The sequence below is a fragment of the Kluyvera genomosp. 2 genome, assembly GCF_036759865.1.
GTDB lineage: Bacteria > Pseudomonadota > Gammaproteobacteria > Enterobacterales > Enterobacteriaceae > Kluyvera > Kluyvera ascorbata_B.
Genome location: NZ_JAPKIA010000008.1, coordinates 195,850 through 208,594 on the forward strand (window position 1 = coordinate 195,850; position 12,745 = coordinate 208,594).

Annotated in this window: 9 protein-coding genes; 2 read left to right on the top strand and 7 right to left on the bottom strand. The window is 60.9% G+C overall.

What is annotated here, in order from left to right; all coding sequences use genetic code 11:
* Positions 1-2: 2 nt before the first annotated feature.
* The 6 genes from V6942_RS10935 to nasR form a co-directional block, all read right to left on the bottom strand.
* Positions 3-2,609 (bottom strand): nitrate reductase, encoded by a 2,607-nt coding sequence (locus V6942_RS10935; RefSeq protein WP_333501247.1) that lies wholly within the window; start codon positions 2,607-2,609, stop codon positions 3-5.
* Entirely contained in the window at positions 2,606-6,670 is a 4,065-nt protein-coding gene (gene nirB / locus V6942_RS10940; RefSeq protein ID WP_333501248.1) for a nitrite reductase large subunit NirB, read from the bottom strand. The genes V6942_RS10935 and nirB overlap by 4 nt, the downstream gene beginning before the upstream one ends.
* A gap of 11 nt (positions 6,671-6,681) precedes the next feature.
* Positions 6,682-7,470: an ABC transporter ATP-binding protein gene (locus V6942_RS10945; RefSeq protein WP_106928876.1), complete on the bottom strand. Its 789-nt coding sequence runs from the start codon at positions 7,468-7,470 to the stop codon at positions 6,682-6,684.
* A 10-nt stretch (positions 7,471-7,480) separates the two neighbouring features.
* On the bottom strand, positions 7,481-8,359 hold the full coding sequence (gene ntrB, locus V6942_RS10950) for a nitrate ABC transporter permease (RefSeq protein WP_106928878.1): 879 nt from the start codon (positions 8,357-8,359) through the stop codon (positions 7,481-7,483).
* 1 nt (position 8,360) lies between these two features.
* Entirely contained in the window at positions 8,361-9,617 is a 1,257-nt protein-coding gene (locus V6942_RS10955; protein ID WP_333501249.1) for a CmpA/NrtA family ABC transporter substrate-binding protein, read from the bottom strand.
* A gap of 200 nt (positions 9,618-9,817) precedes the next feature.
* Positions 9,818-11,026: a nitrate regulatory protein NasR gene (gene nasR / locus V6942_RS10960; protein ID WP_106928880.1), complete on the bottom strand. Its 1,209-nt coding sequence runs from the start codon at positions 11,024-11,026 to the stop codon at positions 9,818-9,820.
* 71 nt (positions 11,027-11,097) lie between these two features.
* Between nasR and V6942_RS10965 the strand changes: the two genes are divergently transcribed.
* On the top strand, positions 11,098-11,451 hold the full coding sequence (locus V6942_RS10965) for a DsrE/DsrF/TusD sulfur relay family protein (RefSeq protein WP_106928881.1): 354 nt from the start codon (positions 11,098-11,100) through the stop codon (positions 11,449-11,451).
* A gap of 247 nt (positions 11,452-11,698) precedes the next feature.
* Positions 11,699-11,944: a DUF1883 domain-containing protein gene (locus tag V6942_RS10970; RefSeq protein WP_064544976.1), complete on the top strand. Its 246-nt coding sequence runs from the start codon at positions 11,699-11,701 to the stop codon at positions 11,942-11,944.
* A gap of 39 nt (positions 11,945-11,983) precedes the next feature.
* Here V6942_RS10970 and V6942_RS10975 read toward each other — a convergent pair whose 3' ends face one another.
* Complete coding sequence (locus V6942_RS10975) at positions 11,984-12,664, bottom strand: gamma-glutamylcyclotransferase (protein WP_182929010.1); 681 nt, start codon at positions 12,662-12,664, stop codon at positions 11,984-11,986.
* Between the last annotated feature and the right edge of the window lie 81 nt (positions 12,665-12,745).

The following is a 12,745-nucleotide window of genomic DNA, read 5'->3' on the forward strand; positions in this document are numbered from 1 at the left end:
GGCTATAAAATCGCCGCCCTGCGTTCGGCGCAGGCCAGCAGCGCCTTTAGCTCCGGCAGACACGAACCGCAGTTGGTCCCGCATTTCAACCGTTCCCCCAAAGCCTCCGTTGTGGCGCATCCCTGCCTTTCAATGGCATCGACGATGGTTTTTTCACCCACGCTGAAACAGCTGCACACAATTTTCCCCACCGCCGGCCGCGCCAGATCGCGCCCGCCGAGCAGCGCATGACGTTCGGCAAGCGCCTGCGGCGCTTCGTCGAAAGCGCGTAAAATCAGCGAGACGTCAACGTCCGGCAGCGTGCGGCTGCTCCAGAATCCCAGCATCAGCTGCCCGTCATGCCAGGCCAGCAGATGCCAGGTATCCCCCAGGCTTGCGACCTGAATCTGCCAACCTTGCCGTTGACACCAGGCGAGCAGTGCGCTCTGAATCAGGCGCTCGCCGCACAGCGTCAGATGATGCAACCCCGGTGCGGCTTTACGCCACCAGTGCAGATGGCGCGGTAGCATTACCGGCGCGCGGCTCAACAATTCCCCTTGCCACAGCGGCTGCCACGGCGCAATACGCACCGCCGTTTGCTTGCTTTCCGGCTGCCCGGAATGCGGATCGACCGTGGGGGCAACCAGATTGTTGACTTTACCCTGACGCGCGAAGCCGTCATTCCAGTGCATCGGCGTAAACAGCGAGCCCGGGCGCTGCGTATCGCTCACCGCGACGCGAGCCACCATCACGCCGCGCGGTGAGCTGATCCGCGCCAGGCCGCCGTGCTGTATCGTATAGTGGGCGGCATCCTGTGGCGAAATTTCCACCATCGGCTGCGCGATATGCTGCATCAGCAGCGGTACGCTGCCGGTTCGGGTCATGGTGTGCCACTGATCGCGTACGCGCCCGCTGTTGAGAATCAGCGGATACAGCGGCTCGCTGCGCGCCTGCATGGTTTGCGGGGTTACCGGCACCATTCGCAGACGGCCATCCGTACGCCAGCCGCGATGAAGATCCCATTTGCCTTCACCACAGCTAACCGGCCAACGCACCGGCGCCAGCGCATCCCACTGCGCACGGGTAAGGCTCGCAAGCCCACTGATATCGAACGCCCGCTGGCCGTGGTTCTCAAACCCGGAAAGCGCCGCATGTTCGCTGAACACCTCATGCGGATGCTGCCAGCCGAATGCCTCGGCAAAGCCGAGTTTGCCGGCCACCTGAGCGATTATCCACCAGTCGGCACGCGCCTCGCCCTGCGGCGGTAAAAACGGGCGCTGACGGGAAATGCGCCGTTCGGAGTTCGTCACGGTGCCATTTTTCTCCCCCCAGGCCAGCGCCGGGAAACGAATATCGGCATAGTGCGACGTGTCCGTTTCCGCAGCGACCTCAGAGACAATCACCAATGGGCAGGCCGCCAGCGCCTGACTCACCGCATGGCTGTCCGGCAAAGATACTGCCGGGTTGGTCCCCATGATCCATACCGCTTTGACATCACCGCGCCCAATGGCAGTGAACAGGTCAACCGCCATCAGTCCCGGCGTCTGCGCCAGCCGCTCAGTGCCCCAGAACCGAGCTACACGGGCCAGATCCGCTGGCTCAAAATTCATGTGCGCCGCCAGCATCGTCGCCAGACCGCCCACCTCGCGCCCCCCCATAGCATTGGGCTGTCCGGTCAGCGAAAATGGCCCACAGCCTTCGCGGCCGAATTGACCGCTCGCCAGATGGACATTAATGATGGCGTTGCATTTATCGCTGCCGCTGGAGGATTGGTTGATGCCCATGGTGTAGAGCGTAATGGCGCGCGGCGCCGCGATAAATTGGGCATAGAACGCCTGCACCTCGCCCTCACTCAGGCCGCAAAATGCGGCGACGCGAGCCACCGTCCACCCCTCTGCCGCCGTCAGCGCAGCGCTAGCGTCGGCGTAGTCCATTCGGGCCACGCCCGCTTGCGCCAGCGCCCGCAGCAGGCCGACAAACAGCCCACCGTCGGTGCCCGGTGAAATCGCCAGGTGGCAATCGGCAATATCGCAGGTAGCCGTGCGTCTGGGATCGATAACCACCACTTTCATCTGCGGACGCCGCTGTTTTGCCTGCACCAACCGCTGATACAGCACCGGATGGGCCCAGGCAGCGTTGGAGCCCACCAGAATAACCAGGTCGCTACGCTCCACGTCTTCATAGCTGCACGGCACCACATCCGCACCGAACGCGCGCTTATAGCCCGTCACCGCCGACGACATACACAGCCGTGAGTTGGTATCAATGTTGCCCGCACCGATGAACCCTTTCATCAGCTTGTTGGCCGCGTAATAATCCTCGGTCAGCAGCTGGCCTGACGCATAAAAAGCCACCGCCTGCGGGCCGTACGCATCGATGATCGCCCGCAGCCGTTCGCCGGCCGCGGTCAGGGCTTGCGGCCAGCTCACCGCCTGACCATCAAGCTGCGGGTACAGCAATCGCCCTTCCAGGCCGATAGTTTGCGCCAGCGATGCCCCCTTGACGCACAGACGCCCCGCGTTGGCCGGATGAGTCGCATCGCCCTCCACGCTGACGACGCTGCCCTCAACGCGCGCGACAACCCCGCAGCCAACGCCACAGTAGGGACAGGTGGTTTTCGTTTCCCTCATGACGCCTCCGCGCGCAGTACCAGCGCCTGGTTGCCAACCCATACCTGCCCCTGTTCAATCTTCACCGGCCAGGCCCGCACGACCTGCTCGCCGCTGTCGCACTGTCGCCCGTCGCGCAGACGAATGCGCTGCTTATACAACGGTGAAATGACAATCGGTTCACCGCTGGCGTCGCCCAGCAGCCCGCGCGACAGCACGTTAGCCTGGCTGCCCGGCTCCAGATTATCCAGCGCATAGACCTTATCGTTAAGCCGGAACAGCGCTATCTGCAGCTCGCCCAGACGCGCGCCAATACCGGCCTGCGGCGGAATATCCTCCAGCGAGCAGATAGCCTGCCAGGGCTTACGGCTGACCTCCAGCGCGAGCGGTGCAGCGATGACAGCCCGTTGCGGCTGCCCGCGCACCGGCTGTCGCTGCATCGCTTCGTCCGGCGTTTCGCTGTTGACGAAGGAACGGAACAGCGCCAGTCTCTGCGGATCGTTGAGGGTGGTTTGCCATTCGCACTGGTAGCTCTCAATCACCCGCGCCATTTCCTGCTCCAGCTCGTCGCCGATGCCCAGCGAGTCGTCCATGATCACGCTACGCAGATAGTCGATGCCGCCTTCCAGGTTATCCATCCAGGTGCTGGTGCGCTGCAGGCGATCGGCGGTGCGAATATAGAACATCAGGAAACGATCGATGGTGCGTAGCAGCGTGGCATCATCCAGATCGCTGGCGAACAGATCCGCATGGCGCGGCTTCATACCGCCGTTGCCGCAAAGATAAAGGTTCCAGCCCTTGTCCGTCGCAATCACGCCGACGTCCTTGCCCTGCGCCTCGGCGCACTCCCGCGTGCAGCCGGACACCGCCATCTTAATTTTGTGCGGCGCGCGTAACCCCTTGTACCGATGCTCAAGCGTCACCGCCAGCCCGGTGGAGTCCTGCACACCGTAGCGACACCAGGTCGAGCCGACGCAGGATTTCACCGTACGCAGCGATTTTCCATAGGCGTGTCCGGTCTCAAAGCCGGCCTCCAGCAGCGCACGCCAGATTTCCGGTAGCTGTTCTAATCGCGCGCCGAACAGATCGATACGCTGCCCGCCGGTAATTTTACTGTACAGCGCATAGCGCTTGGCGATCTGCCCAATGGCGATCAGCCCGTCCGGCGTGACTTCCCCGGCGGGCATTCGTGGGACAATCGAGTAGGAACCGTCTTTTTGAATGTTGGCAAAATAGCGGTCGTTAGTGTCCTGTAGCGGCAGATGCGCCGGTTTCAGCAGATATTCATTCCAGCAGGAGGCCAGCACCGAGCCAACCAGCGGTTTACAAATTTCGCAGCCATCGCCATGTCCATAGCGGGCAATCAGCTGATCAAAGGTATGAATACGGTTGACGCGCACCAGATGATAGATTTCCTGCCGCGAATACGGGAAATGTTCGCAGATGTCTTTCTTCACCTCCACCCCCTGCTGCGCCAGCTGATATTCCATCACCTGTTTTACCAGCGCGCTACAGCCACCGCAGCCGGTCGCCGCCTTGGTGCATTGCTTAAGCGCCCCCACGCTGGTTGCGCCATCGCTGACCGCCTGACAAATATCCCCTTTGCTGACGTTATGGCATGAGCAGATCTGCGCCGAATCAGGCAGCGCCGCCACCCCCAGCGCTTTAGGCGCACTGTCCTCCAGCGCGGGTAGAATCAGCCATTCCGGCTGCGACGGCAGCGCCATGTCGTTAAGCATCATCTGCAATAATGTGGCGTAGTCGCTGGCGTCGCCCACCAGCACGCCGCCGAGCAGTCGTTTACCGTCGGCGCTGACCACGATCTTTTTGTAGATCTGCTGCGGCCCGTGGATCCACTGATAGCTCTGACTACCGGGAGTGCGCCCTTGGGCATCACCAAACGAGGCCACATCAACACCCAGCAGCTTCAGCTTGGTGCTCATGTCAGCACCGGTAAACGCGGCCGGTTCACCGGCCAGGGTCGCGGCCGCGACGCGTGCCATCTGGTAGCCCGGCGCCACCAGGCCATAGATTTTGCTGTCCCACAGCGCGCATTCACCGACAGCGTAGATATCCTCACAGGAGGTACGACACTGATTATCAATCAAGATGCCGCCGCGTTCACCCAGGCACAGCCCGCTGGCACGCGCCAGGCTATCCTGTGGGCGGATCCCGGCCGAGAAGACCACCAGATCGCCGCTCAGGCTCTCGCCGTCGGCAAAACGCAGCGTCAGCCCCTGCTCCGTCTCTTCAATGCAGGTTGTCGCCTTACTGGTGTGTACATTCACGCCCAGCGCCGTGATTTTTTCACGCAGCATCGCCGCGCCGCCGTTATCCAGCTGTACTGCCATCAGATTTGGCGCAAACTCCACCACGTGCGTCTCCAGCCCCAGCTGACACAGCGCATTCGCCGCCTCCAGTCCCAGTAAGCCGCCGCCGATCACCACGCCACGGGTCGCCGTTTTTGCGCGCGCGGCAATGGCATCCAGATCGTCGAGTGTGCGGTAAACAAAACAGCCTGGCAGCGTGCTGCCGGGGATCGGCGGCACGAACGGGTAAGATCCGGTCGCCAGCACCAGCTTATCCCAGTGCAGCTCGTGACCGTCGGCATCGCGAATCAGCCGGGCATCGCCATCAATCGCCGCCACGCGCTGCGACAAGCGCAGCTCAATGCCGTGTTCGGCGAAAAAGTCGCCCTCAACCAACGACAGCGAGTCGGCGCTGCGTCCGGCGAAATATTCTGACAGATGGACGCGGTCATAGGCGGCATAACGCTCCTCGCCAAAGACCACGATCTGGTACTGCCGATGCAGATTACGGCTGACGCACTGCTCAAGAAAATGGTGGCCGACCATGCCGTTTCCGACCACCGCTAAGGTTGATTTAGTCATTGTTTGCGTTCCTGCAGCCCGCGGCTGCGTCGTGAATTGGTCGAAGATCCAACCCGCTTGCGCAGGCTGCGTAGCGTGCAATAAATCGGTAAAGGTCGCCGCACGGGCGCAGTCGCCCAGCAGCAGAACGCCTATCAGGCGTTCATCGCGCACCAGCAGGCGACGATAATGGCCGGTCTGCGGGTCGAACGATGACCACTGTTCATCCTCATCGCGAGCCTCAACCTGCCCGGCGCTGAACAGATCGATACCGCTGACCTTGAGGCGCGTTCCCGCATCCTGCCAGTGAAAATCCTTGCCGGGCGCGCCGCACAGCCGTGCCGCCAGCACATCCGCTTGCTGCATACAGGGTGCGACCAGGCCAAAGGTCTGGCCGTCAATTTCGCAGCATTCGCCGATGGCGCTAACGCCGGGGACCGACGTCGCCAGCTGGCGATCAACCACGATGCCGCGCTGACACAGCAGTCCTGCGGTCTGCGCCAGCGCGATGTTTGGCCGTACGCCGGTCGCCATCACCACCCGCTGTGCAGGAATGTTGCGGCCGTCATCAAGCATGACTGCCTGAGGGGTGATGGCCGCAATTCCGGCATTCAGTTCGCAGCGGATGCCGCGCGCCGCCAGGCGCTGTACCAGCAGTTTGCTGGCCTGCTCATCGAGCTGCTGCTCCATCAATCGACCGCTGCGCTGCACCAACGTGACGTTGTCACCTGATTGCCGCAGCGCGGCCGCCGCTTCCACCCCCAGCACCCCGCCGCCGATCACCACCGTCGCCCCCGGACTTGCCAGGATGGCATCAACATCAGCCTGAGTGCGGAAGGCAAACACATGCGGCAACGCGATGCCCGGCAACGACGGCATAAAAGCGTGGGAGCCACAGGTGAAGACCAGCTCGTCCCAGATCAGCGTGCGCTGGGTGGTGGTGACCCGACGGGCCGCAATATCCACCGCCAGCGCCGTCTCCCCGGTGCACAGCGTGATGCCGTGTCCGGCGTACCATCCCTCCGGCTGCAGCAGCGTCTGCGGAAACGTTTTCTCTCCGCCCAGCACCGGAGAAAGCAGAATACGGCTGTAGGCCGGGTGCGGCTCATCGCCGATAATCGTTATCGCAAATACCCCCGGTGCAGCGGTCACCAGCTTCTCTGCCAGCCGGGTTGCCGCCATACCGTTACCGATCATCACCAGTTTCCGCATACGCCCGTCCCTTACGCCGCTTTGGGCTGTTTTTCGTAGAGGAAATGCAGAATCTGCTGACGCAGATGGTGATAGCGCCCGTCATCAGCCAGCTGTACCCGATTGCGCGGGCGCGGCAGATTAACCTCCAGTATTTCGCCCACGCTGGCCGCCGGGCCGTTGGTCATCATCAGCACGCGATCGGAGAGCAGCACCGCTTCATCCACGTCGTGGGTTATCAAGACGATGGTGGTATTCAGCGCCTGCTGGATCTGCATCACCGAATCCTGCAAATGCGCGCGGGTCAGCGCGTCCAGCGCACCGAACGGTTCATCCATCAGCAGCACCTTAGGTTTCATCGCCAGCGCACGGGCAATGCCAACGCGCTGTTTCATGCCGCCGGAGATTTCCGCAGGCCGTTTGTGCATCGCATGACCCATCTGTACACGATCGAGGTTGTGTTCAATCCACTCCCGGCGCTCGGCCTGGCTCATGCTGCGGCGGAAAACGTGGTCAACCGCCAGCGCGACGTTATCAAAGCAGGTCAGCCACGGCAGCAGCGAATGGTTCTGGAACACCACCGCCCGCTCCGGTCCCGGCCCCGCGATCTCCCGGTTATCGCAAATCAGCCCGCCTTCGCTTGGCAGGGTAATCCCGGCGATCAGGTTGAGCAGCGTGGATTTCCCACAGCCAGAATGGCCTATCAGACTCACCGTTTCCCCTTCGTGAATATCAAACGAGACGTTTTGTAAAGCCAGAAACTCGCCGCTGGCGGTATGGAAACGCTGGCTCACGGCCTGGACCTGAATTAATGGTTTCATGCGATTCTCCTTATTTCTCTTGCCAGCTAAAACGACGCGCAATCAGCATCAGCCCCTGCTCCAGCAGCAGCCCGACGACGCCAATGATGACGATCGCAATGAGGATGTTTTCCACGTTGAGGTTGTTCCACTCGTTCCAGATCCAAAAACCAATGCCCAGACCGCCGGTGAGCATTTCCGCCGCCACAATCACCAGCCAGGCAATACCGATCGACAGCCGAACGCCGGTCAGCACCGAGGGCAATACCGCCGGGAAGAGGATTTTGCGCATGACCGTCCATTCAGAAAGCTGTAGCACTCGCGCAACGTTGAGGTAGTCCTGCGGAATGCGTCTGACCCCTTCAGCGGTGTTGATCACCATCGGCCAGATAGAGCAGATAAAAATGGTCCAGCTCGAGGCAGGCTCCGCCTTCTGGAACAACAGCAGGCCAATTGGCAGCCACGCCAGCGGGCTGACCGGGCGCAGCAGTGCGATAAGCGGCGTAAACATGCGGGAACAAAAGGTAAAGCGGCCAATCAGGAAGCCCAGCGGGATCCCGACCAGCGCCGCCAGACCGAACCCCACGGCCACACGCTGGAGCGACGCCAGCACATTCCAGCCAACGCCCACATCGTTAGGGCCATTGTTGTAGAACGGATCGGCGAACAGCGTCAGCGCGGAGTCGAGCGTGCTTAGCGGGGTCGGAAAACCTTTGCTGTTGACTGCCGCCAGTTGCCAGAGCAGCACCAGCATGCCTAATCCCATCAGCGCCGGGATCGCGCGCTCAGCCAGACCGCGAATCCGCCGACCCCATACGGGGGCCTGTCGACGTACTTGCACCGGCGGCAGCGTAATCACTTCTCCCGCTGGCGCGGGCATCTTCTCAACGGTTTTGTTTCTGCTCTTCATCTCATGCTCCCAAACGTTGAATGGCAAAACGGCGGGCGTATCCGGCGGGGTCATTCCCATTCCAGACGGTGCCGTCAATCAGGGTGCTGCTGCGTAAGGTTTGCGTTGGTGCGGCGATCCCTCCCACGGCCTGCGCGGCGTCTTTCCACACGTCGATGCGGTTGATGCGCTGGGCAACGGCCAGATAATCCGGATCGCTTTTCAGCAGACCCCAGCGGCGGAACTGGGTCTGGAACCACATGCCGTCCGACAGCCACGGGAAGCTAACATCGCCCTGGTCAAAAAAACGAATCGGGTGCGCATCGCGCCAGCGACGCCCGATACCGTTGTCGTAGTCGCCGAGCATACGGCCGGTCAGGTACTGTTCTTTGGTGTTGAGCCACCCGCGCTGGGCCAGAATTCGGGCGGTTTCCCGCTTGTTATCCGCAGAGGCGTCAATCCAGCGGGCGGCGTCCATCAGCGCAGCCACCAGCGCACGACTGGTATTCGGGTACTGTTCAACCCACTCACGGCGCGTGCCCAGGACTTTTTCCGGGTGTTCCGGCCAGATTTCCTGGCTGGTGGCGGCGGTAAAGCCGATGCGATCGTTGATGGCGCGGGCGTTCCACGGCTCGCCGACGCAAAAACCCACCATGTTGCCAATACGCATGTTCATCACCATCTGCGGCGGCGGAACCACCACGGTACGAATATCGCTGAAGGGATTAATGCCGCCGCTGGCCAGCCAGTAGTAGAGCCACATCGCATGAGTGCCGGTCGGAAAGGTATGCGCAAAGGTGTAGGTGCCCGGCGCGCTGTTGCCAATAAGCGTCTTCAGCGCGCTGAGATCGCTTACGCCCTGCGCATGCAAATCCGTCGATAGGGTGATCCCCTGGCCGTTACGGTTCAGCGTCATCAGGTTAGCCATCGCCTGCGGTTTACCCGCCACGCCCAGCTCCAGCCCATACAGCAGGCCATAGAGTACGTGCGCCGCGTCCAGCTCGCCGTTAACCAGTTTGTCGCGCACTGCCGCCCAGCTGGCTTCTTTACTTGGCACGAGGGTGATGCCGTACTTCTTATCGAATCCCTTTAACGCCGCAATCGCCAACGGCGCGCAGTCGGTGAGCGGGATAAACCCCACCTTGACCGTTTGCCGTTCCGGTTTATCGGAACCGGCCGCCCAGGCTGCCTGCATGATGCCCGGCAGCAGCATCGCGCCGCCCAGCGCCGCGCCCGCCTGAATAAATCGCCGCCGTGATAGTGAAAACGTCTCGCCCATATTCGCTCCCGAATGCAAAAAAAAAGCGCCCGGCAATGCTTCGCATTGCAGGACGCCTTTATCCTCGTGGTCTCCGAACCGCCGTTGGCTCGTGACCGATGATTTATTAAGTTAATGCAATTCAGATGCCAGGTCGTAAGCACACGGGGTTGCGGCAAATAATGTTGTCTGCGTCACTTTTTTGCACCGCAGCAAAGCATTCATGCCCGTTCATTGTGCAACGGTGGGGGGGCCTCCTGCTGCCATAACGTCTTTACCGCCAGCAGCGCGCGCGCGATCTCTACCATGCGCTGATTCTTCTCCATCGCCATTTTGCGCAGGCAGTGCCAGGCCTGCTCTTCGTTCATCTGCCGGTAGGTCATCAGCACGCCTTTGGCTTTATCAATCAGCCGCCGCTCTTCCAGCGTATCCTTCAGCGACGCCAGTTGGCTGGAAAGCTGCTCCAGTTCGCGCGCCTGCTGGCGCACCAGCGGCAGCAGCTGCCTGTCCAGGTGCAGCAACATACCGTCGCTGACGGCGTCATCCTGCCGTGGATCGGGGGCGTTATCGTCCAGCAGCAGGCCATCAACGGCCGTCATCAGCTCGCCAATCAGCAGCTCTTCCAGCCCGCGCATCTGCTCCAGCCGCTGAGTTTGCAGCTGGAACCAGCGCAGCGCCGTTTCGCCATCATCCTCGCCGGGCTGGCGGGTACAGGCGATCCGCCGCAGCTGTTCAATCGCTATCCCCGCCTGACATTCGGTGTAAAACAGCATCTTCAGCGGGCTCGTCGCCAGCGACAGAAAGCTGTCAAAACAGGGCTGCTGGCCGTCAATACGATCGACCAGCCGTTGGCGAAGCTCCTGGCTAAAACAGCCCAGCGCAAACCCCTGCGCCCCCAGCGCACGCTCCTGACCCACCAGCTCTTTGCCCTGCATAAAGCTGTACAGCGCCACCAGCCGCGCGGCGAGCTGCGGATCGTCAATGCTGTCGTTCAGCTGTGGAATAATGTTGAGTAAATGGCGAATGGTGCGGCTGAACTGGCCGGTGGCCGTCTCGGCGGCAATTTGCCGGCTGGCAACATTTTCGCGCAGCGCGGGCAGCTGTTCCAACGACCAGACCGCACGAGCGATGCGCTGGCAAAGGCCGCTGGTTGATGGCAGATGGCGCGGCGACAGGCACCGCAGCAGCGGGCGCAGCTGTTCATCCACCAGCGCGGCGCTGGCCCGGCGCTCGGCGCCGTACAGTCGCCCCTGTGAACATAACCAGATGTTGGAGGCCCCGCGTTCACACTGTAACATATGCACGACGTGGCTTATCTGGCTGACCAACTGCCCTTGCCGCGCCAGCTGCCGAAGCTGGTCTTTCTGCACCTGCCGCGCGTAGCGAAACCACTCGATAGCGTCGGGGGTATCATCTTCATGATTTATCATATGCGCTCCCGGTAGAGGATTTACCTATCTTTAGCAACAACCAGCAATAACCGTGCCTAAAAGGAGTTCAGATGCAACGTATCGTCATTATCGCCAACGGTGCCGCCTACGGCAGCGAATCTTTGTTCAACAGCCTGCGCCTTGCTATCGCCCTGCGCGAACAGCAGGAAGACCTGCATCTTCAGCTATTTTTGATGTCTGACGCCGTCACCGCAGGCCTGCGCGGGCAAAAACCCGCGGAAGGCTACAACATTCAGCAAATGCTCGAGATCCTCACTGCGCAAAACGTGCCGGTGAAGCTGTGTAAAACCTGCACCGACGGCCGTGGCATCACCGCCCTGCCGCTGATTGACGGCGTCGAGATTGGCACGCTGGTCGAGCTGGCGCAGTGGACGCTGGCCGCGGATAAAGTGCTGACCTTCTGATATCGTCGCCATTTACCCCGTTTTTAAAGGATTTTGTATTACGTCTGCTGCATTCTGCGCAGCAATGTGGTGAAGGCTGAATGCATTCAGGAACATTGTCATTTTTGTTGAAGCATTGCGGCATTTTTTGATCAAAATCAGCATCCGCAGGCACAGGGTTTGGTGTTATGCGATGAGTGAATTGTGAACAACATCACAAGCAGGATTTCATCGCAGGGAGCGCATTGACTCATGGCAGCGGGGTATTTTGGTGATGGTAAAGGCAAGTTTGACGTTATTTGGCGGAGATACGGTGGTGGTGCGTTGCTCTGAGCGTTGCCACATTCATTTAATGAGCACCCAAAAGAGCGCCAGCAATCACGGCGCCGATATTCTGAGCGTACAGAACGAAGAAAAGGCATACCTGACCGTGCCTTACAGCGGTACCTGGAACGTACTGATTGACAGTCATAGCCAGTCTCTTGAGCACTCTATCAGCTACGTCGCTGCCTGAGCCCTGCCCCGGAAGCACGCTTCCGGGGTGGTCCTGCGACTAAGCCAGCCCCGGCGGATTGACGCCCCCCACCAGCAGCCGCACTTTATGAATCAGTTCATTTAATCCATCGTCCGGCATACCCAGCTTTTGCAGTTCCTGTTCCAGCGAGAAAAGATACTGCGCATTTGTGCCAAGCGGGCCGCTTGCGCGCGCAATCAGCGGGGCAATGACCTGCACGCTGGTGTCGGATTCATACAGCGGATGGCGCGGGTCCATAATAAACACCAGCGCATTTACCGTACGCCCATCGTCGAGCGCCAGTTTGCACCAGGTGGGCAGGTAGCAGCCGGTGATCATCTCGCGTTTCCACAGCAGCGACAGCTCGTTTTCAATTTCGTCATCCGGCAGTCGATAGGCGACGCCCGTGGTGCGCCCGCCTTCTTTCAGCGCCAGCATACGACCCGGCTGGCACGCGCTGCCGCGCCCCGCCGTCAGGCGCAGGCAGAAGGCCCTATGCCAGCCAACCAGCGTGCCGGTAACCGACTCGCTGTAGTTGAGCGCCGGGTTCCACATCAGCGAACCGTAGCCAAATATCCATACCGGGCCATCATCCGGCCGACAGGCCAGCGTTGCCGCCAGCGATGCCGCGCGCTGTTCAGCTGACCATAGCAGCGACGCCTCAATGGCGCCAAACGCCGTCGTACAATCCGCCTTCATTAAGAAATCACGCGTTAACACTTTAAACCTCCACCACCACAACTCGTCCTTGCAACACATACGCTCTCAAGGGAACGGATGGCGACTTCCGGCGCTGTCATT